Origin of the sequence: Hahella sp. NBU794, from assembly GCF_050749805.1 — a bacterium.
Classification (GTDB): Bacteria; Pseudomonadota; Gammaproteobacteria; order Pseudomonadales; family Oleiphilaceae; genus Hahella.
The window spans coordinates 3,901,820-3,926,465 of record NZ_CP192738.1 but is presented as its reverse complement, the minus strand read 5'-3'; the positions used below and the strand labels follow the sequence as shown (position 1 = coordinate 3,926,465).

The 24,646-nt window shown below is 52.4% G+C and carries 28 protein-coding genes; 17 read left to right on the top strand and 11 right to left on the bottom strand.

All coding sequences use genetic code 11. The features are described 5' to 3' along the window. The first annotated feature begins 61 nt into the window (after positions 1-61). Positions 62-691, top strand: coding sequence for a hypothetical protein (locus ACQYWX_RS17335; protein ID WP_431685728.1), 630 nt, complete (start codon positions 62-64; stop codon positions 689-691). Between the two features lie 45 nt (positions 692-736). Here ACQYWX_RS17335 and rimJ read toward each other — a convergent pair whose 3' ends face one another. Further along, complete coding sequence (gene rimJ / locus ACQYWX_RS17330; RefSeq protein ID WP_431685727.1) at positions 737-1,312, bottom strand: ribosomal protein S5-alanine N-acetyltransferase; 576 nt, start codon at positions 1,310-1,312, stop codon at positions 737-739. A 221-nt stretch (positions 1,313-1,533) separates the two neighbouring features. Between rimJ and ACQYWX_RS17325 the strand changes: the two genes are divergently transcribed. From ACQYWX_RS17325 to ACQYWX_RS17300, 6 genes are all read left to right on the top strand, one after another. Next, positions 1,534-1,776: a hypothetical protein gene (locus ACQYWX_RS17325; RefSeq protein ID WP_431685726.1), complete on the top strand. Its 243-nt coding sequence runs from the start codon at positions 1,534-1,536 to the stop codon at positions 1,774-1,776. Positions 1,777-1,823: 47 nt separating this feature from the next. After that, positions 1,824-2,645, top strand: coding sequence for a helix-turn-helix domain-containing protein (locus ACQYWX_RS17320; protein WP_431685725.1), 822 nt, complete (start codon positions 1,824-1,826; stop codon positions 2,643-2,645). 85 nt (positions 2,646-2,730) lie between these two features. Next, complete coding sequence (locus tag ACQYWX_RS17315; protein ID WP_431685724.1) at positions 2,731-3,198, top strand: hypothetical protein; 468 nt, start codon at positions 2,731-2,733, stop codon at positions 3,196-3,198. 198 nt (positions 3,199-3,396) lie between these two features. Beyond that, positions 3,397-3,759, top strand: a complete 363-nt coding sequence (locus tag ACQYWX_RS17310) for a hypothetical protein (protein ID WP_431685723.1) — start codon at positions 3,397-3,399, stop codon at positions 3,757-3,759. 42 nt (positions 3,760-3,801) lie between these two features. After that, on the top strand, positions 3,802-4,191 hold the full coding sequence (locus ACQYWX_RS17305) for a hypothetical protein (protein ID WP_431685722.1): 390 nt from the start codon (positions 3,802-3,804) through the stop codon (positions 4,189-4,191). 129 nt (positions 4,192-4,320) lie between these two features. After that, positions 4,321-4,656 (top strand): hypothetical protein, encoded by a 336-nt coding sequence (locus tag ACQYWX_RS17300; RefSeq protein ID WP_431685721.1) that lies wholly within the window; start codon positions 4,321-4,323, stop codon positions 4,654-4,656. A 44-nt stretch (positions 4,657-4,700) separates the two neighbouring features. On the opposite strand, the gene ACQYWX_RS17295 is transcribed toward ACQYWX_RS17300, so the two are convergent. Together ACQYWX_RS17295 and ACQYWX_RS17290 are read right to left on the bottom strand one after the other, a co-directional pair. Next, on the bottom strand, positions 4,701-5,411 hold the full coding sequence (locus tag ACQYWX_RS17295; protein WP_431685720.1) for a DNA helicase: 711 nt from the start codon (positions 5,409-5,411) through the stop codon (positions 4,701-4,703). 156 nt (positions 5,412-5,567) lie between these two features. Next, entirely contained in the window at positions 5,568-6,122 is a 555-nt protein-coding gene (locus ACQYWX_RS17290; RefSeq protein WP_431685719.1) for an RBBP9/YdeN family alpha/beta hydrolase, read from the bottom strand. A 215-nt stretch (positions 6,123-6,337) separates the two neighbouring features. Between ACQYWX_RS17290 and ACQYWX_RS17285 the strand changes: the two genes are divergently transcribed. Next, complete coding sequence (locus ACQYWX_RS17285; protein ID WP_431685718.1) at positions 6,338-6,946, top strand: hypothetical protein; 609 nt, start codon at positions 6,338-6,340, stop codon at positions 6,944-6,946. A gap of 62 nt (positions 6,947-7,008) precedes the next feature. Continuing rightward, entirely contained in the window at positions 7,009-7,626 is a 618-nt protein-coding gene (locus ACQYWX_RS17280; RefSeq protein ID WP_431685717.1) for a hypothetical protein, read from the top strand. Positions 7,627-7,711: 85 nt separating this feature from the next. Here the strand turns inward: ACQYWX_RS17280 and ACQYWX_RS17275 are convergent, their stop codons facing one another. Further along, complete coding sequence (locus tag ACQYWX_RS17275) at positions 7,712-8,239, bottom strand: hypothetical protein (protein ID WP_216739272.1); 528 nt, start codon at positions 8,237-8,239, stop codon at positions 7,712-7,714. Positions 8,240-8,479: 240 nt separating this feature from the next. On the opposite strand from ACQYWX_RS17275, the gene ACQYWX_RS17270 reads away from it, so the two are divergent. Further along, positions 8,480-9,592: a helix-turn-helix domain-containing protein gene (locus tag ACQYWX_RS17270; RefSeq protein ID WP_431685716.1), complete on the top strand. Its 1,113-nt coding sequence runs from the start codon at positions 8,480-8,482 to the stop codon at positions 9,590-9,592. 18 nt (positions 9,593-9,610) lie between these two features. Here the strand turns inward: ACQYWX_RS17270 and ACQYWX_RS17265 are convergent, their stop codons facing one another. The 7 genes from ACQYWX_RS17265 to ACQYWX_RS17235 all read right to left on the bottom strand — a co-directional run bounded on the left by ACQYWX_RS17265 (position 9,611) and on the right by ACQYWX_RS17235 (position 14,225). Then, on the bottom strand, positions 9,611-10,684 hold the full coding sequence (locus ACQYWX_RS17265) for an alpha/beta hydrolase family protein (protein ID WP_216739269.1): 1,074 nt from the start codon (positions 10,682-10,684) through the stop codon (positions 9,611-9,613). A gap of 170 nt (positions 10,685-10,854) precedes the next feature. After that, positions 10,855-11,247: a DUF2750 domain-containing protein gene (locus ACQYWX_RS17260; RefSeq protein ID WP_431685715.1), complete on the bottom strand. Its 393-nt coding sequence runs from the start codon at positions 11,245-11,247 to the stop codon at positions 10,855-10,857. Positions 11,248-11,403: 156 nt separating this feature from the next. Beyond that, positions 11,404-12,303, bottom strand: coding sequence for a hypothetical protein (locus ACQYWX_RS17255; RefSeq protein WP_431685714.1), 900 nt, complete (start codon positions 12,301-12,303; stop codon positions 11,404-11,406). A 314-nt stretch (positions 12,304-12,617) separates the two neighbouring features. After that, positions 12,618-12,980 (bottom strand): 5-carboxymethyl-2-hydroxymuconate Delta-isomerase, encoded by a 363-nt coding sequence (locus ACQYWX_RS17250; RefSeq protein ID WP_431685713.1) that lies wholly within the window; start codon positions 12,978-12,980, stop codon positions 12,618-12,620. Between the two features lie 132 nt (positions 12,981-13,112). Beyond that, entirely contained in the window at positions 13,113-13,361 is a 249-nt protein-coding gene (locus ACQYWX_RS17245) for a hypothetical protein (protein ID WP_216739265.1), read from the bottom strand. 64 nt (positions 13,362-13,425) lie between these two features. Beyond that, a complete protein-coding gene (locus ACQYWX_RS17240) occupies positions 13,426-13,857 on the bottom strand; it encodes a hypothetical protein (RefSeq protein WP_431685712.1) in 432 nt (143 codons plus the stop codon). Between the two features lie 155 nt (positions 13,858-14,012). After that, entirely contained in the window at positions 14,013-14,225 is a 213-nt protein-coding gene (locus ACQYWX_RS17235; RefSeq protein WP_431685711.1) for a SymE family type I addiction module toxin, read from the bottom strand. A gap of 209 nt (positions 14,226-14,434) precedes the next feature. Here ACQYWX_RS17235 and ACQYWX_RS17230 point away from each other — a divergent pair, with 209 nt between their 5' ends. From ACQYWX_RS17230 to ACQYWX_RS17200, 7 genes are all read left to right on the top strand, one after another. Continuing rightward, positions 14,435-15,070, top strand: coding sequence for a DUF5343 domain-containing protein (locus tag ACQYWX_RS17230; RefSeq protein ID WP_431685710.1), 636 nt, complete (start codon positions 14,435-14,437; stop codon positions 15,068-15,070). Next, positions 15,063-15,650 carry a Swt1 family HEPN domain-containing protein gene (locus tag ACQYWX_RS17225; protein WP_431685709.1) on the top strand — a complete coding sequence of 196 codons (588 nt, stop codon included), beginning with the start codon at positions 15,063-15,065 and terminating at the stop codon, positions 15,648-15,650. Before ACQYWX_RS17230 ends, ACQYWX_RS17225 begins: the two co-directional genes overlap by 8 nt. Before the next feature lie 426 nt (positions 15,651-16,076). Next, a complete protein-coding gene (locus ACQYWX_RS17220; protein WP_431685708.1) occupies positions 16,077-17,633 on the top strand; it encodes a M20/M25/M40 family metallo-hydrolase in 1,557 nt (518 codons plus the stop codon). A 343-nt stretch (positions 17,634-17,976) separates the two neighbouring features. Then, a complete protein-coding gene (locus ACQYWX_RS17215) occupies positions 17,977-18,429 on the top strand; it encodes a hypothetical protein (RefSeq protein ID WP_431685707.1) in 453 nt (150 codons plus the stop codon). Positions 18,430-18,549: 120 nt separating this feature from the next. Beyond that, entirely contained in the window at positions 18,550-19,830 is a 1,281-nt protein-coding gene (locus tag ACQYWX_RS17210; protein ID WP_431685706.1) for a TolC family protein, read from the top strand. A gap of 3 nt (positions 19,831-19,833) precedes the next feature. Continuing rightward, positions 19,834-21,462: an efflux RND transporter periplasmic adaptor subunit gene (locus ACQYWX_RS17205; RefSeq protein ID WP_431685705.1), complete on the top strand. Its 1,629-nt coding sequence runs from the start codon at positions 19,834-19,836 to the stop codon at positions 21,460-21,462. Beyond that, on the top strand, positions 21,459-24,593 hold the full coding sequence (locus ACQYWX_RS17200) for an efflux RND transporter permease subunit (protein WP_431685704.1): 3,135 nt from the start codon (positions 21,459-21,461) through the stop codon (positions 24,591-24,593). The genes ACQYWX_RS17205 and ACQYWX_RS17200 overlap by 4 nt, the downstream gene beginning before the upstream one ends. The last annotated feature ends 53 nt before the right edge of the window (positions 24,594-24,646 follow it).

Genomic DNA, 24,646 nt, shown 5'->3' with positions numbered 1-24,646 from the left:
CTAACCCAGAAGTCTATTCGTTATCCAGATCAAAGGTATTTATCATTCGGTAAGCCCTTTTATGATGACGACAAACAATCCAGCAGCGACAAGGCGGAAAATGGTGTTTTTTTCTTTAGCGAATACGCCTGAAAAGGCAGTTAATTGCGTTCGTATTTCTATTGTGCTTTCTGCGCTGTTTTTTATTATCTCGTGTGGAGGAGAGCCTGCAGAAGTAAAAACGTATACCAAAGATGGTTTTACGATGACTATCCCCGGTGGTTGGCGCGCGACGGAGGATTCCTATCAAATTTGGGGGACTCGGTTTTTGTCTTTCGATGCCGTGGATGACGCCATTGTAAACGTGGAGATATACACAGCTGAGAATGTCCAGGACTTAAAGGAAGAGAATAATTTTGATTTGCAGAAACTGGTTACGCAATACAATAGGTTTTCGGACTCGTTTTTAGTGGCGGCCACCGAGAAAAGCGAGCCCGTATTTAGGGAAATTAGCAGGCTTGGCTTAAATGGTATTGAGCAAAGTGGGAGCGCTGCGTTTGTGGATATCGATGCAAGCTATGTCAAAGAGTTTTATCTGGTTACCCAAAAAAGTGGGGAAGCGTTTTTCGTTGCGATCGAAATGTCCCCAGATGAGCATAAGTTGATGAATCAGGATATTGACCTTTTTTTATCCAGGCTGATGGAGAACTGAGGTTGTTGGAATTCAGGCTTAACGTGTTTGGCATTGATATGAGTCCTACGTCATCGCCTCATTAATCAACGAAGTCAAAACATGATCCGTCCATTCGCCGTTTATCTTCAGATAGGATTTGGCTTTTCCTTCTACCTCAAAGCCCAGGGACGCTAATAGTTTGCCGCTGCGGTGATTTTCCGGGCGGTAGTTGGCCATGATGCGGTGGAGTCCGTAGTGGTGAAACATGAAATAAATTCCCGCCGACAAGGCCTCCTGCATCAATCCCTTGCCTTGTTCCTGGCCTGCGATGGCGAAGCCCAGATGGCAGGCCTGGAAGGCGCCGCGTACGATGTTGGAGAAGTTGCAGATGCCGATAACGTCGTCAGATTGTCGGGGGAACATCAGTAAACTCACTGCGTAGCCTTGCTCCATGACGCGAGCCATGTCTGTCAGTCGCTGCATTTGTCCGGAGAAAGTATAAAAATCGTCATCCCGAGCGGGCTCCCAGGGCGTCAAATGGGCTTTGTTGTGCGTGTAGTAGTCGAGCACGCCTTGGGCGTAAATAGGGGAGGCCAAACGTAGAGAAAGACGTTCTGTCAGCAGTCCTGCGCCGGGAAATAGCTGTAATTCTGGGGGCATTCTTCTATTCCGTAGATGAAAAAGAGATAAATCGGCTGCCTAGTTTACCTAATAACGACTGTAGAAAGCCCATGGGGAGTGTTAAATTACCGCCCTGAAAATTGCACTCGCTCAAAATCCTTATCTACGGCCACCGTGGGCCGAGCGTAGCGCTTCACATCTCAATTTTTCACAGGGAGATAACTGGCATGGTCAGACTCGCGCAGTTTGCCGGCGCAGCAATGGCGGTGATCGCAGTGGCGCTCCTGTTGATCAAAATCTTCAGCGGCGAGAATGCCGGTCTTAGCGATGAATCCATCTATTTTATGTCTCTCTTTCAGGCTTTACTTGGTGGTCTGGTGATCTATGCGGGGCAATTGAAAATTCAGGGGAAAGAGAACGGCGATAAGATTTTCAGGGCGAGCATTGCCGCAACGCTGCTGTTTTTTGTTATGGCTTATCGCTGGTTTTACAGTGGGGTATAGCGCAGCGAGCTTTCATAAGCCGCTCTAAATTGCGTTGTTGGATAACGATGATAACTTGGAAACGCCAGCCAGAGGATGCCTTCGTATCCCGCTACATCGAGTGTTATTGGTTTCTCCGCAAAGACAAGGACGATATCGCTCATGACAGCCCCAAACTGAATCCCTGTCCAGAAGCCCATTTAATTATTGCCCCGCCGGAGCAGTCCTATACATATAGCCTTTGCGAGCGGGCGCTTTCTGGAAAAGGGACGCACCTGAAGCTTCCCAATACCAGCAGTATGACTTTACATCAGGCGGAGCCGTTCGCCATCCTGGGGGTTAAATTCAAGCCGGGCGCGCTCTATTCAATCGCCAATGGTCTCGCCGCTATTGATGACGTCATCTCTCCGCCGGGTTTTCTGGCTGCAATGCCTGATCTGCTGAGAGAGGATGTTCTCAATAACGCCGCCGACGACGCTGTAACCGTAGGCTGGAACCTGGATGCATGGTTCAAGGCGCATTCGCACTGCATCCGGGAAGATAGGCATAGCCGGCTGGCGCGAGATGCACTGACACTGCTTGCAACCACGAAAGCGTCCGAGCTTGAGACGGGGTTATATCGTTCTTTGCGGGCGGTGCAGCGCGCTTTTGTGCGGGTGACCGGACTGACGCCGAAACAATATCAGATCATGGTGAGACTGGATGAGCTACTGTTGTATCTATACCAGCAAAATACCGAATCCATGAGCTGGGCGGATGTGGCCGCCATATTTGGCTTTACTGATCAGCCTCATCTCATTCGATACTTTAAGAAACTGATTGGCGATACGCCTCATGCGTACCGGCAAGCCAAAAATTTAACGATAGATGCTTATGGCGACTTTGAATAAGTCAGCCAGGCTTTTACGAGGCATTGCAAGTGGAAAGCATTGTTGTTCGACGCGTCTCAGTTGGACGTTCTTCAGGGCTAACAAAATGAATAGCAGAATTCATACGCTGCTTTTATCCGCCGACGTCAGGGGGAGTTGGGAGTATCCTCCTGATTTTAATTGGGAGTCCTCTGTCAGGGGCCTTGAGAAACATAAGGGGGCGTTGGAAAAGATCATGTCTGCGGAGCTTGAGTTAGACGCAAACGCTCAGGACGCTTCATTTTTTGCGGATATCTATCAGCTGGAAACGCCGTACGCCGCTAGCGGGGCGCTCCAGGCCGTGATTTATCATTTCGCCTTGCGTTTTTCCAACTACGGCGGGCTATTCACGCTTCTCAACGAAAGGGCGTGCGACAGCGACGAGCAGCGACAGTTGCAAAGCTGCATCGCCTATCTTGAAGCTCAGGGATATGTCTACATACCCGTGAGCGAACTGGACTGCCCTTACGATGGCGTCAATGCTGGAGATATCTCGCCAATAACCTGGTGGACGCGATACTTTGATTATCTGTAACTTGGCTATTTATGCGCTCACTGGCGAATACGAACGCCTATATTCGACCTACTGCGCAAAAAGTTTATCAATCTGACCAAAGACTTGCCTAAACGGACTGAAACAGAGCGCCAGAAGGACTGCATATTCTTGGGCTGTTGCCGCAAATATGACATATAATCGCCGCCCCATTACGCGCACGGATTATCGAGGTAGTAAATGAGCGATAGCGCATACAGCGATTTGGCGGCGGGCCAGATCGATTTGAGAAACGCAGAAAAGCGTTTTACCCGCAAAGATGAGTTTCAAACTCAAAAAGAATGGGGCGAGCAGTATTTTGGAGAAAGAATCGGCGCGCTTCTAGTGACGCTTTCCATGATGTTGCTGGCTTCAGTCTGGATGATCACCGTCACGGATTTGACCCGTTATGGCGTGACAGCCGCCGTCGCACTCTCGTACTGCTTGCTGGCGAAAGTGCTATTCAGAAAAAACCGGGAGCTACAACGCTTCAGAGAGGCGCAGGCGACGCGATTCATGCGCCGTAAGCAATGGCTTGAGCAGCAGGCCAAGACCGTTTCCTAGTTTGATTTGTGAGTTGACTTGAGCGAAGAGGAGACAGGGCGAATGGCTGATATTCAGATAGAAGGCGTATCACTGGCGGAAATCCTCGGCTGGACAGAAGCGGAATTTGACGCCTTGGTCCTGACCGATAAACCCCTGGTGGTTAACATCGGCTCCGCATCCGTACTCGGGCAGTTCTCATACGCAGACAAAATTCTGACTGTCGAACTGGCGCAAATTGACGGCGGAGGTGAGGGCGTCCTTCCCGCCATTACCCGCATCGCGAAAAAGGCGGCGCAAATAAAAAACGCCGAACACATAGAATGCGTCGTACACGCCATCCACTGCGCCAATCCCAACCTGAAATTACGCGCCCATTTGGAACGCACCGGCTTTGAAATCAAACAGGTGGAAGGTAAGGGCGAGGCGTATTTTAAGAGGATTTCTGTATAGGGGGATGGGGGCTTTAAGTCAGCTCAGGCATATTCACGAGGCAAAAATACACGATCAATTAATATGCTAATCGAAATGTGTGTGCGAGGCTTAAACAAACCACTTCTCTAACGAACAAGTGAAGCGCTAATGGCGATCTCCAAGAAAGGCTCCAGAAAGATAATCGTAGATTCGGTGGAATATCGCTGGATAATCAGACATAAACCAACCTATTCCCAGGCGGCGTTTGTAACCGATGCGCTGGCCGGGGTTCAGCTGGCGGATAATCCTGGCGCGGTATTGGCGATTAGCTTTCCGTTTCCCAGGTGTGATAATTGGCTTGAGAGACCCGCAGAGTCTGTTACGCCAAAAATGATCAAGGCTTGTATTCGAGCGGCGTTGTCAGAGGGATGGAGTCCTGAGGAGCCGGGCGTTTCGTTTCAGTATAGCCACACCCCCGCTGCACTTGTTGAATCAATTCAATAACAGGCCGCCCGCATACGGGCGACTTGCCGTCTTACATGCGTCAGTTAGATATATATCTGACCGTTTTTCACAAACACGGATTTATTGAATAGCCCCATATCCAAAGGGTTGGGCAGCCTGACATCCTTGATCGTCGGTATCGCTCGCTCATCTTCATCAAAGCATCTGTCTATTTGCGAGATGAAAACCAGAATGCACTTTTTGGCTCTGGCGTAGCTTTTCAGTTCTTCGATCTGTTGCTGAAGAGGCGGTTTGTTACGATTTTGATCAAGCAGCTGCAGATAATCCACGGCGATTAGCGATCCTTCGGTAACCCAGTCCTTTGTTTGCTTTACTATGTAATCCGAAGATATCTCGTCAGACATATCCAGTTTTAGTAAAGGATGATCAGGCTCGAACTGTCGATCCAGCGTTGAGAGTTTTTCAATGAGCGCAGTTTTCGAATATTCCAATGAAAAAAAGAAGCATTGTCGCCCCTCTTTAATGGCTTGTAATACAAGCTGCAGAGCCAGGGTCGTCTTACCCAGGCCCGGTCTGGCGCCGATCAGTAGCAAGTCGCCGGGATGCAGGTAATCTAAAAGCTCTTCTGTTGTTTGGGGAGTGAAGGTTTTCACCTTGGATTGCAGGAGACTCCAGGAGCTAAAGCCCTCAGCCCTGGCTATTTGATCCAAGGCTTCAGTTATGGTGATGGACTGAGCGCGTTTCAGGGCTTTAGCTTTGCCTTTTAGAACATGTACGGGAGCGGTAAGTTTCATATTGAACCTTTAATCGCGGGTTTCTAAACATTCCCTTCTTCTGTTCCAAACCCAATTAAAGGTTAGAGGCGATGATGAACAACTCTGCACTTAAGTGCTTTCCCGGTGAAGGGGGGAAGCGCGAGTCGAGCGCGCTTAAATGTTAACAGACCGCGCTTAATATTCAATGCCGTCCACAAACCCTGTCAGCAGCTCAAATCCCTCACGCCAGTCTCCCAGGTTGGAGCTGGCGTTAATGTGTCCTTTGGGACCAATATTGGTGATGCTGGCCCCCCATTGCTGGGCGCAGCGCTGCGCATAGTCGATGGAGCCATAAGGGTCGTCCTGGCTGGCGATGAGGGTTAAAGGCATCGGGGCGTTGTGCTCAAAACCCCTACGAAAACCTGTCGCCTCAGTGGGGAATACGTCGCTCATCGGGTCGGGAACCGCAACAAGAAAACCGCCCATCAGGTGCTCACAACGATGCATGCTGGCCCATTCAAGCAGCAACAAACAACCCAGACTATGCGATACCACTACAGTGGGTTGGGTGAGCTGAGCGACCGCCTCGTTCAGTTCCTGAACCCACAGGTCGCGCTGAGGCGCCTCCCATTCTGAATGCTCCAGCCAGATAGAATTAGGCAGTTTATTCGCCCACATCCTTTGCCAGTGCTGCTCGCCAGAATTTCCTATCCCCGCCAGGAATAGCCAGCTCACTTTATCAAACTGCATATTTTCACCCTTTTATATTTTTCAATCTGCCGCGTTGAGTTAATCGTTTACCATGAGGCAACCTTAGCTGAGCGAATGTAACGTTTTCGATGAGGGGTGTCACTATAAGGAATGAATTCGGGGTAGGGGGCTTAAAGTTTAGTCTCCTAAAGCAAAGAGCGGCGAGTTACTTTGATATAATTGGCGGCCCCAATCAGCGAGGAACTATGGCGCTTATGTCCTATGATCAACCAGGTAAACTAATCGCGTTTCACGAAGCAAAAACAGCGCTTGAGCTTCTGGACCTGATCCGGCATCGATACCAGATGTTCGCCAATGATATAGATACGCTGAACGGTATTTTGGTGGGTTACAGTATGGCCAGAAAGGAGTTTGGCTGGTACGATTTTGCTGGCGAGTTCAGGCGTTTTTTAATGGAGAAGTATTCGCTACCAGAGGATTATCCGTTTTCCTGGGTGACTATCATCAAAGAGCAGATAGTAAATTGCGAATATCAGGTTCCTGTGTTTTTTGAGTGTCTGGACGCACATCGAAAACTGGAAATACAGTTGCTCGGAGAAGCAACCCTGACGCAGAATCAGCGTTACTTCGATTTCAAGCGGATGTTGAGACATACCAGTGTCGACTACCCAAAATTACCCTTGAAACCGCCTCATGTTCTTAAGGCGGTGAAAATTCCCGAAGTCAAAGTTCACGCTTTCTTCTATGACGAGAAGGGATGCAAGTATTATGAGCAGGCGTTCTCTGATTTTGAGCACGTATTAGCCTGGGGGGAGCAATGCTTTGATATTCCTGAAGGCCAGTGGATTGTTCGCCGCCAATAATAGATTTACAGGATCACTTAAAGCGACGTAGTCTCCCATTTGAATCAACGCTCAGGTGAGAAATGGAATATATAAAGGATTTAGAATCAGGCTCTTCTCCGAAAGTAAGAAAAGCTGCTGAAGCCATCTTTAAGAATAAACTGCAAGGTTATTGCCCTTACTTAATCCAAGCGTTAACAAAAGAAATTGAGAAGGAAAAGGCATGGCGAACACAATGCCAACTGATCAAGGCCATAGCTGGCTCCGGTTGCACAGAAGCTTTGCCATCACTCAAGCAGCTGATAAGCGAAGAGTTTGAAAGTACTATCCTTTATAAAGAATTAGGGCTCGCCATTTTCTTGCTTGAAGGTACAGAGCGAGAGAGTCTTGAGTTCCTGTTTACGTCAATCCATAAGGGCAATATGCTTCAAATATGTGGCGCCTGTGCAGGTATATTGAAGAAAAAAGTAATCCCGACCCGAGAGGATATCCGAAGTATTCTCTCTGGAATACAACTGTTTACAGAGAGCGAAGGGGCAGTGATAACGCCCCGCTGCTATATTGCGGCAGTCGCTTATCTTTGGCCTCAAGAAGAAACCAGGGACTTTTTAGAGTCTTGTAAAAAGTCAACTTGGAAGGGACTGGTAGAAATTGCCGACAATTCATTGCAAGGCAGAGAAAGCAAAATACAGCTGGTTTGAGTAAGCGCTTTCTTGAAGTTACAGACGTTGGAATTTAGATGCTCTAGATGAGGCCCCAAAGCAGTGCCTCTCCCAGTTTCCCCAGTCACACCGCAGTCTTGTGCAGATTCACAATCTTCTTCTGATATGGCGAGTCGATATCTACTCTTGAAATATCGTCTTTTTGAATCAGTTTATATAGCGGCGATAGTGACTTTTTGTTGCCAAGCGCATGCACTTTTAGCCAGTCGTCATGGTCAATAATTTGGCCCACATCGAATCGGGCTTCTGAGTGATGCTGATACAGGCATAGGCTTCCGTAGGCGTTGTTTAGCTCGATAAGAATATCTGGAAATATCTTTCCTTTAACTTTGGGAAAGTTAATCTCTTGGGATGTGTCGATCAGGCTGGCGATCGCTTTGTGTTCTCTGTTGCCCCAGTAAACTTCACTGATTTGGTCTGTTTCAAAAATGGCGATGCCTTCGTAGTCGCCATCGTTTGAAAACAGGCTCATTATGATGACGTCTTCCGTCGCAGTATGGATGAAGCCGGTTAACTCTTCATCGTGGCAATTTCTTTCTATCGAGACCAGCTCTTGGTTTTCTTTTAGGGCGTTGAGTTCTTTTATGAGCATAATATTTCCAAGGACATCTGGTGTTTTTGGCATTATAGGGGCAAGGGGGATTAATGCTACTCATGCGGTGGGAATACCGTTTTTGGCGCCTCTGCGGGCGGGCCGCCCGCGCTCCTGGAGGGAGGTCGTTGGGCTCGTGGCGGTTGTGAAATCCCGTCTCAGCCCCTAGCATAGGCCTCGGTTGCTGGGGCATTTGCGTCCCACTTTTTCGTTTCTTGTTGATATCGGATTTTCAGCGCCATGATGCCCGCTATTCCACTTCCTTTTGTCATTGCCTTATTGTTGACGATTCTGCTTTTTCGGCTGATCAGGCAGAACGAAGCGGCGTTGCGTCCGGCTTTGGTTTTCACTGCGGCTTGCATTGTGCTGGTGATTATTGGCGGACTGCGTTGGACGTTTGATATCCGTTTTATTCGCTTTATCCAGCCCATCATGGCGTCTACGTTGCCCGTCATCGCCTGGTTTTGTTTTGTCGGCGCCCCGTCTTCTTTGCGCGCAAGGCATTGGCTCCATCTGGCGCCGGTTGTGGTGATAACGATTTTCTCTGCGACTTGGTCGTTTTGGCGTCCGCCTATTGACCTGTTGTTAGCGGGTTTGTATTTCGGTTATGGCGCGGCATTGATACGCAGGGCGTCCCGTGGTCCGGACGTGTTGCCCTCCACTCGTTTCAGCGATGCGTCTCAGGCGCTAAAAGCGACCGGGATTGCAGGTTGCACGCTGATTATCTCCGCAGTGAGCGATGTGCTGATTGCCGGGGATTTTGATGTTTACCAGGGCGCCCACGCCGCGACGATTGTCGCCGTTGTTCAGTTGTTGCTGTTGCCGGTGATTGTCTATGGCGTGGTGGCGTTCGGCAGAAGTATTCCTGCAGGTGAGGGGGAAAGCATTAGCCATGCTGGCGAGAGCGTTTCCGTTCCGCCGGAGGAAGTCGCAGATAACCTTGTTGAGAGCGTCCCTCAGCCAGCAATTGAGCCTTTAACGCCTCCAGAGGCCAGCTCTGAGCCAGACCAAGATGACCAGCAGGTCATTCAGCGCATTGACCAGATAATGCGTCAGCACCACCTGTTTCGCGATCCGGACCTGAACCTGAATCGTCTGGCGCGACGAGCGGGGATTCCATCACGGCAGATTTCCGGGGCGATTAATCGGGTATACGGCCGCAATGTTTCTCAGGTCGTAAATGAATACCGCATTGAAGAGGCGAAAAGGCTGTTGCAGGAGACGGATCTTCCCGTCACCAGTATCTTTCTTGAAGCCGGTTTTCAGACTAAGTCGAATTTTAATCGTGAGTTCCAGCGGGTCGCCAATATGACGCCGAGCGACTATCGCCGCTCGGTTGCATCTGGCGAATAAATACGCATTTCTCACGTTCTATTGCGCTGCGCCTTTTGCTGTGAAAGTCTGTTTCAGGAAGGCGATAACCTGGCCTGCCACCTGCTGATGAATCTCCTCTCTGCTGCGGCCATCGCCGTCCTTGCAGATAATACCATCGCCGGGAGCCTCTTCTTCCAATAATGCGATTGCACCGGGCTTGCAGCGTTGCATAAAGCTGAAGTGGGCGGCGTCGGAAACTTCCACGTATTGGCTTCGCGCCGGAGGCAGATGGGCGGAAAGGTAGCCGGACTCCATCCTGGCGGGTAAGTCGCCAATGTCGACGCCCGCCCCGAATATCAGCACGGGTATTTGCGCCGCCGCCAGACTGGCGGGCGTAAAGCCGCGGGCAAGACCAAGATCCAGCGAGACCACCACCCGCACCCGATGGTCCGTCAAACTGGCTTCAAGAGACGCTTTGGCCATGCCCTCAGAGTTCAAGCCCAACTCATCGCTTAACCCGCAAACGCGAGGATTGGGATGCGCCAGACACTCGGTGGCGAAATGGGCCTGATCGAAGCGGGCGCCGGCTAGGGCCATAACTGTCCAGCCTCCAAGCGAGTGGCCGATGGCGGCGATATTGTCCGCATTGATCTCTCCCGCCAGCTTCGGGTTGTCCAATATGAAATCAATCACCCGACTGAGGTCATGAGGACGCTCCCACAATCTCGCCGCTTCCGCTGGGCGTCTGTCGAAAGTGGTGGTGCCCGGATGATCCGGTGCGGCGACCACATAACCCTGTGCCGCCAACTTCGCCGCCAGCCAGTTCAGGTTGCGCCAGTTGCCGCCATAACCATGGGACAGCACCACTAGCGGGTGAGCGCCTAGGGTTGGGCTCGCGTCGGGAATCGCTGGCGCGCCGAAAAAAGCCCGGTTCTCGCCAATGGATACTGTCGATGCTTCTGTTGTTTGGGGTGCCTTTACTGCTTGCGCAGGGTACCAAATGCTGACATGTAAAGGTCGATTCGCAGAGGCGTCCGCCACCTGCGTTTCACGAAAACCAATGGGCTCGGCGAAGAGATTTGCGCTGGCGAGCAGGGTTAAAAAGAGGCTAAAAAATACGGGTCTGTGCATGACTGGGTCTCGTTCATTCAAGGAGCCTTTATTAAGCGCGAGAAGAGCGTATGGCGAGACCTAAAACAGGATCGAGGACGTGAAATGCTTGCTGTATCTGGCTTTGCGGCGGGTATTGGACTTGAAAGCAGAGCCCCTTGGAGGGGCTCGGGAGGACCGCGAAACGGGTCCTACATCTGATTGGACAGCTCGTTCTTCAACTCGTCCCTTAGTTCGTCTGGCGGCATGATCCAGCTTGAATCATCCATCAGGGCGGGGAAGACATTAACGTGCAGGCCATCCTGTTGCAGCCCGGGAATCCATTTGTTCAGGAAGTGAGGGAGCGCGATGCTTTTGGGCGTCAACTTCTCGCCCAGGTCATTGGCGTACTCTCTGGCGAACTCCTCAGCAGGCCAGATCGGCAAGTATTCAAAATCCTCTTCTTCCGAAAACAGCTTCAAAAACTGGTTGTCGTCATTGATAAGAATCCAGACCTCCTTGCTATCCACCATGTTCATCAGTGAATAGTCGTATCTTTCATCGCAGGCTAGTTGCAGTATTTGCTCAATCTGATCTTGATTCATGCACTTTCTCAATTAATCAACGGAACGCTAACGCCCAAGGGGCGGGCCTGCTGCGCGCAGACCAGTTCCGCCTAGGATACATCGGTGGGAAACGGATTGCGCTGTAAATGTTTGGGTTATCGCTTTCTTGTACTTCAGCTGTCTATTGAGCACTGGTTAGGTAGCGGGTATTGCATGCAACGGTATGATCGGCCGCCGTTCTGGCGACACAAAGTATTTAAACTGCGACCACCAGCCTAACTGGCGCGCCTGGAACTGTGATGGCGAGAACAGCGAATCATAATAAATGCGGTTTTCCAGTCGCGTCCTGTTGGTCTGCAAGTCCCAGGCGATTAGCACAATGGATTTTTCAGCCGCCCAGGTAAATTCAAACGCAAGCAACACCTCACCGTTGGGTAACTGGCCCAGCGCGCGACTACTGTAATTGACGGGCATCTGTGAGAGGGGATCATTCGGGTCGAAGTCGAACAATTGGCCGACAGTCATTAGCCGTTCTTTGTCCTCGTCGCTCAGACTCTTACGCTCTGCGATGACCTGTCCATTGGCGTCGAGTATTTGATAAGCGTCGCCGGCAGTTTCTGGTTTTTTAAAAAACAGCGACGGTGAAACTCGGTCCGTTTTTTTGTTGCTCAGCAGGCTTGGCAAAGGCATATATGGCGATATGTCCGTTTTGCCTTCACCGTTACTACCACTATCCGCTGCCGATCCATTCCCTGTCTGCTCTTTGCAGCGCTGCTTTTGCGACCAAACATATGAGGAAGTATTCAGCTGCACTGTACGGAACTCGCAAACGCCATAGAGCGGGCTATGTGGAACTCTCGTGAGTTTGAAGTGAGCAATCAGTTTGCCGTTGTCCATGATTTTTGCGTGGTCAAAGAAATAATCATCAGGCTTCAGCTCGAATAGGCTGAGCGATTTCGATTCCAAGTCATAATCCAAAAGGAACGCAGGTCGTTCTATCGTTCTGGAATCACCAAAGGGATACCATATGCGCTTGCCCTCTATGAGCATATGGACGCGAGAGTTGGTCATATTGGCATAGCTGATATTCAGCAAGGTCGTTTCCGCGCCAAACAGATACTGATACAGGAACAGGATAAAAGCGACGCCCAGTAAAGCCAGAGTCGACAGGACGAGGGGGATTCTCATTAATTATTGTTCTCTCAAAATAACGACGGCTTGAACGCAATCTCATAGTTTAGGCGAGAATCGTGGGCCAGGCGAAGCATGGAGAATTAAGCAGGCGGAAGACAGAACGCAATTGTAAGATGGAACGCGGTTATATAGATCCACCCTTCGACAGGCTCAGGGCGAACGGAGCAGGGCGGAAGTTCATCGATAACTGGCCGCCCTGTCGACCCTGTCCTTAACTACGCCAGCGCCTTAAAGTAATTTTCCCGATGGATATCCAACAGTTCAACGCACAACTGACAACCACCGTTTGTCAGTTCTTTTTGATACGCCTCGCGAAGGGCCTGCAAACACAAATCACCCACCACCTGCTTCAATTCCTGACTCCTGCCAGCAAGCAGCGCAACCTTCAGGTGAACGAAAGACTTCCCAATATCGCCGTCCCCGATCACATACTCCGTGGTCTCATGCGCCCGCGACTTAATGTCATTCAACGAAAACTCACCCGTGCTCATCATTCCTGTGTGAATATTGCTGAACAATCGCTGAAAATCAGCAGCGCCACGCAAGTTAGAGGTATATTCCAAAGTCAAATGCGGCATATTTACTTCACCTTTTACGTTAACGGTTTCGTTGGGCGCTCACATAGAAACAACACGAGCAGCCCAAAAATATGGATGGGGACAAGCGCAGATTCAGGCGCATTATGCGCCGAAAAAATATCGGCGAGAACTTTACAGCGAGTCGTGGCCAAATTCTAATATCTGCTCACCGAATACCTCTATAGAGGCTTTCTGGATGCTTTTTAACGCCATCGCTGCCCCCATTTGGTCATTTGCATAGAAGAACTCATCGTCTTCTGTCGCGTCTGGATTGGTAGCTCTCAGATGACACATTTCCTGATAGTGAATGAGAGCCTGGATTGCGTACCTTGCTTGGCTTTCAGTTAGCTCTACGCTAACCCGTTTGACTAAGCTGCTCATACTGGTTGTAAATCTCCTGAAGTTTTAATTTTGTAGTACTTTTCGCAAGTGGCGCATATTGTGTCTAGCCATCCAACCGCCTCTGCTGCTCCCGCTCAGTGTATTCACGAGATCTTTCAGAAATAAAGGCGGCGCTCCTGATTTCGCTGGTTACTTTGGCTAGCTTATAGGCTTTGCCGAGGAGATGGCGATCACTACTCCAGTCGCCTTCATCGTAGACGACAACAGAAATGACTTCTTCCAGCTGAATCCGGCCTTGATCGAAATGCGCTTTCAGCGCAGAAACAGCCTCTTCTTCAGTACTGGCGGGAACAACAGTACGGCCGAATTTATACGCCGAACCATCGTCACTGAGACCACATCCTTCCAGCGCTGTTACCTTGGTGTCTATGACCCAGAAAATTTTCATCAATGCTCGGTTCTTTTTGCCTGCCCATGCCAAATCTTGCGGCTCGTCGTCACCATCGTTGTCACTATTTAGCCTGTCATTAGCCAAGTTCGAGAGCCTTACACATGGTGACCCACATGGATCAGAGCAAAGGAGGCCCAGGCTAAAGCCCAAACGCCTCCTCATCCACCTATTCGGCTCCTCAATCTAACACCCGTTCGCCCTGAGCTTGTCGAAGGGCTTCCCAGAGCGCTACTCCAAATCTAACCAGCCCCAGCGGTGAAAACGATCTTGCCCTCACTGACGCTGACTTCAACCTCAGTATCCACCCCAAACCCGGCTTGTTCCAGCCAATAACCCTTAATCAACATCCAGGGAACGGGTTTGAAACCGCCATAATCATAACGGCTGGAGGAGAGATGATAATCGTAATAACCCTTGCGGACCTTGAGACGGTGCTCAGGGGGGCGCTTCAATTTATATATTTAAATCAAGACAATTAGTTATATTTTCCTTTGAAAAGTGTTGGTTATATCGTGGGGAATACCCTCCTATTATTCATCGGAATGCTGGTTAAATAAACAGGAACCAATGATTGGGTGATCGCTTCTTGACCAATTTAATCATCTATTCTACTTTCAATAAAAGTGCGAAAATTTACGTGACATGCACAAAGGGATTAGTTATGGCTCTCCCCAGTGTTTATTCTCAAGCTAATGGCCAAATACCGGACTTTTTCAAGAAAATTCAGGATGGGCAAGCTCCTTCTATCTTTACCCAGCAATATTTAAAAGATATTGGATTCACTTCTACGAGCCACCGTGCGTTTATTCCGATTTTAAAGGCATTGGGGTTTTTATCATCCACAGGCTCTCCAACTAGTAAATACTTAGCCTATCGAGATAAGTCGCAAGCTAAGAGAGTCATGGGGAGTGCATTGAAGGAGGCTTATTCTGATTTATTTACTATCAAGTCTAATCCTAGTGAAGCTGACAAGGATCTTATTGAAGGTAAGTTTAAAAGTGTCCATAACTGTAGTGACAGAGTCGCTTCGCTTATGACTCGTACCTTTCTTGGGCTGCTTTCACTAGCCCATATATCTCACAGTAATGAAGCTGATTCAGTTAATGTAGAGCACACTCCGAAGAGTATAGAAAAAGAGAATAAAGGCGGTGACGAAGCTGATAAGTTGAGCCTCACTTATTCGGCTAAGGTCAATCCTAGTTTGCACTATAATATTCAGATTCATCTGCCGGCTACAAAGGATATTGAAGTATATAATTCAATATTTAAGTCACTGAAGGAGCATTTAATTGATTGATTATAAAAAAGACCTGAGAGACTTTCTTTTTAGAGGCGTGATGTTTGAGTCTGAAGCAACTGTTTTTCAAAAGGCGGGTATACAAATTGGTGCCGATCTCGCTGAGGTTGATGAAAGACTCTTGGCAGAGCAGATAGCCCCATTTAGTCTGTTGAGGAGAAATAATGCCATAGAAATGGCTAGGTTGTATGCTCTTCTGCATTGCTTTGAAAATGAAGTTAGGTTTTTGATTAGATCAACTCTTGAAGAGAACGAGGGCAGTGATTGGTGGAATAGTCTTCCCGCAAAAGTAAAAAAGCATGCCGAGTCAAGGCAGCAATCTTCGGTCAAAGATTCATGGTTAGAAGGTGAAAAGGAAGATCTACTGGGCTTCGTTGATTTTGGTATGTTGGCAGCAATTATAGTCGAAAAATGGACATTTTTTGAAGATATTATGCCATCACAGCATTGGTTGAAGCAGAGAATGGACGAGCTTGAAAAAGCAAGAAATTTCATAGCGCATAATAGAATGTTACTTCCTAGCGAATTTGGTCGGATTTATATGTATATTTCTGATTGGAATAGAGTTGTAGGGTTATAGTTTGCCGGCTGCACATTAGGAATGGAGCAAAAAGGCGAGTAAAATTACACCTCACTCTCACCCGCATCACTCACTTTTCCCAATACCCGCCACGCCTTCTATATTTTCTCCTTAGCCTCCCGCGACATTTTGTCACACCCTTGCAAGCCCATAGTTATCAGCTTAATCCATGTTTCTTACCTCAAATTTTGAATTTAGGTTGTAGGGACTATTGTGAAACTGACGATCCGTTACTAGAGTGTTTTTTGATCAGTGATCGCAGGCTTACCGGCTGGCAGGTCACTGGCGTGAGCGACCGGGCACAACCCGGGCTCTATAACTACTAAATAGGCCTAATAAAACGTTTGCTTTTCCTTGCGGCGGCCCACTGACCGTGGTTGACCGGCTGTAGTGGTAGGAATGGCTTCTAAGTAATGGAGATACTTAATGAACAAGTACCTACGACTGACCGTACCGGCTTTGCTGGCGGCGTCGCAACTCGCTCTGGCAGATGATGTATGGATCACCACGGACGCCGATGGCTTTGCAGCCATTAAGCGGCATTTCCCGGAGGTGATCGAGGCGAACCGGGCGAGAACTTTTACCGCTAATGGCGTGTCCGCGTTTCTAGTGAGCGAAGATCGGATTCCTGAAATTTCACAGATGATGCACCACGAGCTGAATCGTTGTGGCGGTTTCATCGCGCATGCTTCTCAGGAGTCCGCGCAGAGCGCGGCGTTGTATGATTCATTAATGGCGCCCGCCATCGCGCCACGGATAGTGGACTACAGCATTGATAACGCGGAAGTGGTCGCAGCCATGCAGGGCAAGGTGAAGGAATCTGATATTCGCTCCACCATCGAGAGCCTGGCCAACTTCACCAACCGTTATTACACAACCCAGACCGGCCTGCAGGGCGCTCAGTGGATCAAAGACAAGTGGCAGACGCTGGCAGGTTCGCGCAGCGATGTGACGGTGGAGTTTTTCAATCATAGCTGGCGTCAGCCGTCTGTTATCCTGACGATTCAGGGCAAAACCAAACCCAATGAAATCGTGGTGCTCGGCGGGCATCAAGACTCTACTGCAGGCTTTGGCACTGGCGAGGGCACTCGCGCTCCCGGCGCGGATGACGACGCCTCCGGCATTGCGACGCTGACTTCCGTCATCAAGGCGGCGATGGAAGCGGGTTATAAGCCGGACCGCACGGTGTCGTTCATGGCCTACGCGGCGGAGGAAGTGGGTCTGCGCGGCTCCCAGGCGATCGCTCAGTCCTACAGCAGCCAGGGCAAGAACGTGGTAGGCGTGTTGCAGTTGGACATGACCAACTACAAAGGCTCCAGCGGCGATATTTATATCATGCAGGACTATACCAACTCCGGTCAGAACGACTTCCTGGCGGATCTGGTGACCACTTATCAGCCGACCGTCACCGTGGGATACAGTGAATGCGGCTACGGTTGTTCCGACCATGCTTCCTGGACCAACCAGGGCTACGCGGCGTCGTTCCCGTTTGAGTCCACTTTCAACGGCTCCAACCCTCACATTCACTCCGCTCAGGACACTCTGGACAAGAGCGGCGGCAACGCCAATCACGCAGTAAGCTTCGGTAAACTGGCGGCGGCGTATGTGGCGGAACTGGCGAAGGGTAACTTCAGCGATGACCCCGGACCTGACCCTGATCCAGATCCTGAAGATCCAGTGACTGAAGAGTTCAGCGGCAGCGTCGGTCGTAGCCAGGCGGATAATCATGGGCCTTTCAAAGTGGAGCCGGGCACGGACTTCAGCGCGGCGATGAGCGGTACTAACGATGCTGACCTGTATGTGCGTTTCGGCGCAGCGCCGACCACTCGCAACTACGACTGTCGCCCCTACAAAGGCGGTTCTGACGAAACCTGCGACCTCAAGGTTCCGGCAGGAAAGGAGGAAGCCTATGTGATGGTGCGCGGATACAGCAGCGCCACCTCCAACTACAACCTGAAAGTGACCTATACTCCTTTGAAGTAACCTGACCCCAGCGACGGCTCCATGCCGTCTGACCGCGGACGCTGTTTCTCCGCGGTCACTTTTTGGTTCGCCATTGTCTTCTTTTCTCTTTCCCGTTTCCTTTTCGCCCCCGGCCTCAGCCGAGCCCGCTTATTATCTCTTCCTGCACATCAAATCCCTGGCGGGAAATTGAGAACTGGGTTCAGCTTGATGACATCACCATTAATTTTGCTCCATATATCAAGTTTTTAAGTTGACATGAGCGCGCATGTAAAGAGTAACATTAGCCTCAGTTTGTCCCTGTGACTCCCAGAACGAAGCTAGTAACTGATAGTAGAAGTTAGAAAGAGATTCTCCTTACCCCATGCTTAGCCGTTTCCCGCAACGATATCGCTGGTTGATAAAGCCATTGCTGGCCCTGTGGCTGCTTTGCGCTAGCTTTGTCGCCTGCGCTGGCGCGTCGACGCCGGTGGCCGGAACGTCTCAGGGTGCGCCGCAGCTGCAAAGCGGGCATGAGCATCATGGCGGCGCTATGCCGTTATCTGGAAAAGACATGACCGGCAAAGACATCGCCGGCCAGCAGATGGCCCAGGCCTCCGATGGGGCGCCATCCATGGACTGCTGCGATGAGCATGACTCCACTACCGGCGCACAGCCTTCACAAATATTGAAGTTGATTCTAGCGTCGGCCATTTTCATTTTCTGGCTGGTATTGATCGCACGCGTGGTGCGGGTGTGTCGCGCACGCTACCGCGAACACAAGCTCGACACCAAGCCTCCCTCCCTGCAAGACATCCACTGTACCTATCTTAAATAGCGCCCATACTCAATTGAACTCGTAGTCGGCATCGTTCCGCGCATACGCGCGCGCCGGCTCTGGAACTGCGACCGGCTGTCGCTGCGTCGCACGGCATGATCATTGAGATTGGAGCTTCCCATGAAGCCGTTGCAAAACCTGTTTCTATCCAGCCTGCTGTTGGGTTGGAGCATCGCCGCGTCCGCGCAGAGCCTGACTCTGTCGCAGGCGGAAACCCTGGCGGTGCAAAGAGACGCGGATATCGCGCGTCTGCAACAGTTATCCCAGGCCAGTGAAGACATGGCGGTGGCGGACGGACAATTGCCGGACCCAAGCCTGTCTCTGGGCGCCTTGAACCTGCCTACCGACACCTTCGCCACTGACCAGGAACCCATGACGCAGTTCCGCGTCGGGCTGGGACAGAAATTCCCGGCGGGGGACACCTTGGCCCTGTCCCGCCGTCGCGGTGAGCAGACCGCCGTCGTCCAACGCTGGATGGCCCAGGACCGCGCCCATCAGGTGCGCCGCGAAGTGCGTCTGGCCTGGTTGGAGTCATTGTATTGGAAGCAGGCCCAGGAGGTTTATCGCCAGGATGAAGGACTGTTTCAGCAACTGCAGGAAGTCACGCAATCCCTGTATAGCGTCGGCCGCAGCAAACAGCAGGACGTGCTGCGGGCGGATCTGGAGTTGAGTCAGCTCAACGACCGTTTGATCAACGCTCGCCAGAAAGAAGACGAAGCGCGGGCGTGGCTGGCTCGCTGGGTTGGTCCGGAAGTGATGAGCCGAGAGCTGAACACGGCGTTGCCGGATCTGAATGCGCCTCATGTCGGCGCGCTGGAAAGCGCGTTGCTGGCGCATCCCGCGGTAAAAGCCCTGGATGCGGAAGTGGATATGTCCGTCACCAATGCGGCGCTGGCCGAGCAGTCCTACAAGCCGTCCTGGGGCGTGGACGTCGGCTATGCCTGGCGCGACGGCGAGAACATGGACGGCTCCGCGCGCGCAGACTTTTTCTCCGCTGCGGTAAGCGTGCAACTTCCCTTATTCACTGGACAGCGACAGGATCGCCGCGTCTCAGCCGCCGCGCGCAATCAGGAAGCGAGCCGCAGTCGGCGCCTGGAAATGCTGCGCATGTTGGATGCGGAGGCGCAAGTGGCCTTCAGCCGCTGGCGGCAGGCTCAGGAGCGCGGTCGCTTGTACAAGGAGCAGATCACGCCTCAGGCGTTAAGCCAGGCTGATTCGGCGTTATCTTCCTATCAGTCGGATACGGCTGACTTTGCGGAAGTGATGCGCGCCTATCTGACCGTACAGAAGCTCAGGCTGGAACAGTTACGCATTGATATCGACGGCCGCGCGGCGCTGGCGAGACTCGATTACTTCTTCGCCGCGGAATCCCCCATCGATAGCCTGCCCTTCAAGGAGTGACCCATGCGTTTAGTGATCAGTTTAATTTTTATCGTCGTCGCCTTTGTCGCCGGCCTGTTCGTCAGCCGGCATCCGGCGCTGACTGCGCTGATGGGAGACATAGGGGCGATGGGGGATATGGCCGCCGTCGAGTCAGGCGGGGAGAAGCAGCCGTTGTACTGGGTGGCGCCCATGGACCCCAATTACCGCCGCGATAAACCCGGCAAGTCCCCCATGGGTATGGATCTGGTGCCAGTCTATGAAGAAGACGCTCAGGGCCAGAACGATGACGGCGGCGTCACCATCAACCCCACCATGGAGCACAATCTGGGCGTGCGCGTCGCCAAGGTGGAGCAGGGGCAATTAACGTTGCCGATTCATACCGTGGGTTATGTGGCGTTTGACGAAGACCGTCTGACCCATGTGCACAGTCGCGTGGAAGGCTGGATTGAGGCGCTGAATGTGAAATCCAGCGGCGACCCGGTCAGCAAGGGACAAAAGCTCTATGAAATCTATTCCCCGGCGCTGGTGAATGCGCAGGAAGAGTATCTGGCGGCGCTGCGCAGCGCCAACAATATTTTGCTCAAAGCATCGCGGGAGCGCTTGTTATCGTTGGGCCTGAATAATGGGCAGGTCAGTCGCCTGGAAAAACGTCGCTCGGTGGACCAGCGCATCAGTGTGTACGCGGAACAGAGCGGCGTGGTGGATGCGTTGATGGTGCGGGAAGGCATGTTCATCAAACCTGCGACGGAAATCATGTCCATTGGCGGGCTGGAGCAAGTTTGGGTGATTGCGGAGGTGTTTGAGCGGCAGGCAGGCTGGGTGAAAGCCGGACAGCCGGTCGTCATGCAAGTGGCGGCGGCGCCGGGACGCACCTGGGAAGGCAAGGTCGACTACCTGTACCCGGTGCTGGACGCCAAAACACGGACTCTGCGCGTGCGCCTGCGTTTCCCGAATCCTGACCTGACCCTGAAGCCCAATATGTTTGCGGACCTGACCTTGCAGGCGAAAGTCGATGACCAAGCACTATCTATTCCCCGTGAGGCGGTGATACGCACTGGCAGCCATGATCGTGTGGTGCTGTCGGAAGGCGACGGCCGCTATCGCCCGGCTTTCGTGAAACTGGGAGTGGAAGCGGACGATCGCGTGCAAGTGCTGGAAGGGCTGAAGGCGGGAGATCAAGTGGTGATCTCGGGACAGTTCCTGATCGACTCGGAGTCCAAAGTTGATGTCGCGCTGGCGGCGCTGGAATCCTCCAACCAAAGTGCGCAACAGGATGCTGCGCCAAGTACGGTGTGGGCGACTGGAACCATCAACAGCGTGATGGCGGGCCACGGCATGCTGAATATCTCCCACGACCCAGTGAAGGCCTGGAACTGGCCCTCCATGGACATGGACTTCACGACGGTCGAAGGGTTGCCGCTGGAAGATGTCGCGCCCGGTCAGCGCGTGCGTTTCGAAATCTCCCGCAGCAGTCCTTCGGACTTCCAGGTGACTGCGCTGGATATCATCGCCGCCGCTCCGGCCGCTCAGACTATGAGTGCGGAAAACAGCGCAAAGGACGCTGAGATGGAAGCGGATATGCAGATGGATCACTCCATGGACCATGACATGCCGGCGTCTGACGCGATGCAAACGGAGGGCGGGCAATGATCGCAGCCGTCATACGCTGGTCGGTCGCCAACCGATTTTTTGTGATGCTGGCGACCTTTATTCTGGTGGGCTGGGGCTGGCATTCCCTACGCTATACCCCCATCGACGCCATCCCCGATCTGTCTGACGTGCAGGTCATCATCAAGACTTCCTACCCGGGGCAGGCGCCGCAGGTGGTGCAGGATCAGGTGACCTATCCGCTGACCACCGCCATGCTGTCGGTGCCGGGAGCGCAGACGGTGAGGGGCTTTTCGTTTTTCGGGGACTCCTACGTCTACGTGATATTTGAAGACGGAACCGATTTGTACTGGGCGCGTTCGCGTGTACTGGAGTATCTGAGTCAGGTGTCCGGACAACTGCCCGCCGCCGCCAAACCCCAACTGGGGCCGGACGCCACCGGGGTGGGCTGGGTATATGCCTATGCGCTGGCGGATCGCAGCGGTGGTCATGACATCGGACAGTTACGTGCGATTCAGGACTGGTTTTTGAAGTTCGAATTGCAGACGGTCCCCGGCGTGTCGGAAGTAGCGACGGTGGGCGGCATGGTCAAACAGTATCAGGTGCAGGTGGACCCGAATCGTCTGCGCGCCTACGGCGTTCCCCTGGCGCACATCAAGTCGGCGATCCAGAAGGGCAACCGGGAGAGCGGGGCCTCGGTCATTGAGATGGCGGAAGCGGAATATATGGTGCGGGTAACCGGCTATATCCAGGGCATCGACGAGTTGAAAAAGATTCCCCTGGGCCTGAATGTCAACGGCACGCCGTTACTGCTGGAAGACGTGGCGGATATTGTCATCGGCCCGCAGATGCGTCGAGGTATTGCTGAACTGGACGGCGAAGGCGAAGTGGTCGGCGGCGTGATCGTCATGCGTTTCAGCGAGAACGCGCAAAAGACCATAGAAGGAGTGAAAGAACGGCTGGAAGAGCTCAAGAAGGGCCTGCCTGAGGGCGTGGAAGTCATTCCCACCTATGATCGTTCCCACCTGATCGAAAGAGCGGTGCACAACCTGTACGAGAAACTGCTGGAAGAGTTTATCGTGGTGACGCTGATCTGTGCGGTGTTCTTGTTCCACCTGCGCTCGTCACTGGTGATCATCGTCAGTCTGCCTATCGGCATATTGGTGGCCTTTATCGTCATGCAGCATCAGGGCATCAACGCCAACATTATGTCCCTGGGCGGTATCGCCATCGCTATTGGCGCGATGGTGGACGGCGCTATTGTCATGGTGGAGAACGTGCACAAACACATGGAACGCACGCCTTTGACCGCTGAAAACCGCTGGCGAGTCATCGCAGACGCGGCATCGGAAGTGGGGCCGCCGCTGTTCTTCTCCCTGTTGATCATCACCATGAGCTTTCTGCCGGTGTTCACATTGGAAGCGCAGGAAGGCAAATTATTCGCCCCTCTGGCGTTTACCAAAACCTACGCCATGGCGGCGGCGGCCGGACTGGCGATCACTCTGGTTCCGGTGCTGATGGGCTATTTTATCCGTGGCAAGGTGACGCCTGAACATAAAAACCCTCTGAATCGTCTGCTGACGGCGATGTATCGTCCCGTCATCAAAGGCGTTCTGAAGCATCCGTTGCTGGTGATTTTGTTCAGTATCGTGATCCTGGCGGTGGGGCTGTGGCCAGTGAACAAGCTGGGCGCAGAGTTCATGCCGCCGCTGGATGAAGGCGATCTGATGTACATGCCCACCACCTACGCCGGCGTGTCCATCGAAGAGGCGAGGGAAGTGCTGCAGCGCACGGACAAGCTGATTCGCACGGTGCCGGAAGTGGTTTCCGTGTTCGGCAAGATCGGTCGGGCGGACACCGCGACGGACCCCGCGCCGCTCACCATGATCGAAACGTTTATTCAACTGAAACCCCGTGAGGAATGGCGCGCCGGCATGACGCCGGAAAGCCTGCGTAAAGAGATGGATAGACTGGTGAAGTTGCCCGGCCTCACCAACGCCTGGGTCATGCCGATCAAGACGCGTATCGATATGTTGTCCACGGGCATCAAAACCCCGGTGGGCGTGAAAGTCTCCGGCCCGGACCTGAAGGAAATTGAGAAGATTGGCAAGCGCCTGGAGCAAGTGTTGCCGAAAGTGGCGGGAACGGCCTCGGTGTACTCAGAAAGAGTGGCGGGCGGGCGCTACGTCAAAGTGGATATCCGTCGCGCCGACGCCGCGCGATATGGCTTATCGGTGGCGGACATTCAAGATGTCACCAGCGCGGCGGTAGGTGGCATGAATGTGACGGAAACGGTGGAAGGGCTGGAGCGTTTTCCCGTAAATATTCGCTATCCGCAGGCCTACCGGGATTCCGTGGAGCAGTTGAAGCTGCTGCCGGTCGTCACCGCCTCAGGACAGCGCATCGCCCTTGCGGACGTGGCGGACATCTACATCGATGACGGCCCTCCGGCGATCAAGAGCGAAAACGCCCGCCTGAACGGCTGGACCCTGGTGGATATCGAAGGTCGAGACCTGGGGTCATACGTGGCGGAGGCGCAGAAGGTGGTCGCGGAGCAGGTGGAAGTCCCTCCAGGCTATTCCATCGCCTGGTCAGGTCAGTATGAGTACATGCTGCGGGCCAAAGAAAAACTGACCTTGGTGGTACCGCTGACCTTGATGATCATCGTGGTGCTGCTGTACATGAACTTCCGCAACTTCATTGAGGTTTTGATCATTATGGGCACGCTGCCGTTTGCGCTGGTGGGCGGCGTGTGGCTGTTGTACCTGCTCAATTACAACCTGTCCGTGGCCGTTGGCGTGGGCTTTATCGCCCTGGCGGGGGTGGCGGTGGAGATTGGCGTGTTGATGCTGGTGTACCTGAATCAGTCTTTTGCGGCGATGCGGGAGAAGGCGATTGAAGAGGGGCGGGCGTTGAACCGTGAAGACCTGCTGAACGCAGTAATGCAGGGAGCGGGGATGCGCGTCAGGCCGATTATGATGACCGTTGCGGCGATCGTGGTGGGGCTGATTCCGATCATGCTGGGTGAGGGAACCGGCTCAGAAGTCATGCAGCGCATCGCAGGCCCCATGATCGGCGGCATGCTGAGCACATTAGCGTTAGCGCTACTGGTGATACCCGCGTTGTATTTTCTATGGAAGCGAACGGGGCTTCCAACGGGAAGATCGGCATGAGTCTTAACATCTCTGATGTCATGTCCGCAGGGACGACTGGATCGAGTAATACA

Excerpts from the sequence above, each read along its gene's own strand:
- ACQYWX_RS17335 (WP_431685728.1), top strand. The coding sequence starts at position 62 with ATGATGACGACAAACAATCCAGCAGCGACAAGGCGGAAAATGGTGTTT.
- rimJ (WP_431685727.1), bottom strand. The coding sequence starts at position 1,312 with ATGCCCCCAGAATTACAGCTATTTCCCGGCGCAGGACTGCTGACAGAA.
- ACQYWX_RS17325 (WP_431685726.1), top strand. The coding sequence starts at position 1,534 with ATGGCGGTGATCGCAGTGGCGCTCCTGTTGATCAAAATCTTCAGCGGC.
- ACQYWX_RS17320 (WP_431685725.1), top strand. The coding sequence starts at position 1,824 with ATGATAACTTGGAAACGCCAGCCAGAGGATGCCTTCGTATCCCGCTAC.
- ACQYWX_RS17315 (WP_431685724.1), top strand. The coding sequence starts at position 2,731 with ATGAATAGCAGAATTCATACGCTGCTTTTATCCGCCGACGTCAGGGGG.
- ACQYWX_RS17310 (WP_431685723.1), top strand. The coding sequence starts at position 3,397 with ATGAGCGATAGCGCATACAGCGATTTGGCGGCGGGCCAGATCGATTTG.
- ACQYWX_RS17305 (WP_431685722.1), top strand. The coding sequence starts at position 3,802 with ATGGCTGATATTCAGATAGAAGGCGTATCACTGGCGGAAATCCTCGGC.
- ACQYWX_RS17300 (WP_431685721.1), top strand. The coding sequence starts at position 4,321 with ATGGCGATCTCCAAGAAAGGCTCCAGAAAGATAATCGTAGATTCGGTG.
- ACQYWX_RS17295 (WP_431685720.1), bottom strand. The coding sequence starts at position 5,411 with ATGAAACTTACCGCTCCCGTACATGTTCTAAAAGGCAAAGCTAAAGCC.
- ACQYWX_RS17290 (WP_431685719.1), bottom strand. The coding sequence starts at position 6,122 with ATGCAGTTTGATAAAGTGAGCTGGCTATTCCTGGCGGGGATAGGAAAT.
- ACQYWX_RS17285 (WP_431685718.1), top strand. The coding sequence starts at position 6,338 with ATGTCCTATGATCAACCAGGTAAACTAATCGCGTTTCACGAAGCAAAA.
- ACQYWX_RS17280 (WP_431685717.1), top strand. The coding sequence starts at position 7,009 with ATGGAATATATAAAGGATTTAGAATCAGGCTCTTCTCCGAAAGTAAGA.
- ACQYWX_RS17275 (WP_216739272.1), bottom strand. The coding sequence starts at position 8,239 with ATGCTCATAAAAGAACTCAACGCCCTAAAAGAAAACCAAGAGCTGGTC.
- ACQYWX_RS17270 (WP_431685716.1), top strand. The coding sequence starts at position 8,480 with ATGATGCCCGCTATTCCACTTCCTTTTGTCATTGCCTTATTGTTGACG.
- ACQYWX_RS17265 (WP_216739269.1), bottom strand. The coding sequence starts at position 10,684 with ATGCACAGACCCGTATTTTTTAGCCTCTTTTTAACCCTGCTCGCCAGC.
- ACQYWX_RS17260 (WP_431685715.1), bottom strand. The coding sequence starts at position 11,247 with ATGAATCAAGATCAGATTGAGCAAATACTGCAACTAGCCTGCGATGAA.
- ACQYWX_RS17250 (WP_431685713.1), bottom strand. The coding sequence starts at position 12,980 with ATGCCGCATTTGACTTTGGAATATACCTCTAACTTGCGTGGCGCTGCT.
- ACQYWX_RS17245 (WP_216739265.1), bottom strand. The coding sequence starts at position 13,361 with ATGAGCAGCTTAGTCAAACGGGTTAGCGTAGAGCTAACTGAAAGCCAA.
- ACQYWX_RS17230 (WP_431685710.1), top strand. The coding sequence starts at position 14,435 with ATGGCTCTCCCCAGTGTTTATTCTCAAGCTAATGGCCAAATACCGGAC.
- ACQYWX_RS17220 (WP_431685708.1), top strand. The coding sequence starts at position 16,077 with ATGAACAAGTACCTACGACTGACCGTACCGGCTTTGCTGGCGGCGTCG.
- ACQYWX_RS17215 (WP_431685707.1), top strand. The coding sequence starts at position 17,977 with ATGCTTAGCCGTTTCCCGCAACGATATCGCTGGTTGATAAAGCCATTG.
- ACQYWX_RS17210 (WP_431685706.1), top strand. The coding sequence starts at position 18,550 with ATGAAGCCGTTGCAAAACCTGTTTCTATCCAGCCTGCTGTTGGGTTGG.
- ACQYWX_RS17205 (WP_431685705.1), top strand. The coding sequence starts at position 19,834 with ATGCGTTTAGTGATCAGTTTAATTTTTATCGTCGTCGCCTTTGTCGCC.
- ACQYWX_RS17200 (WP_431685704.1), top strand. The coding sequence starts at position 21,459 with ATGATCGCAGCCGTCATACGCTGGTCGGTCGCCAACCGATTTTTTGTG.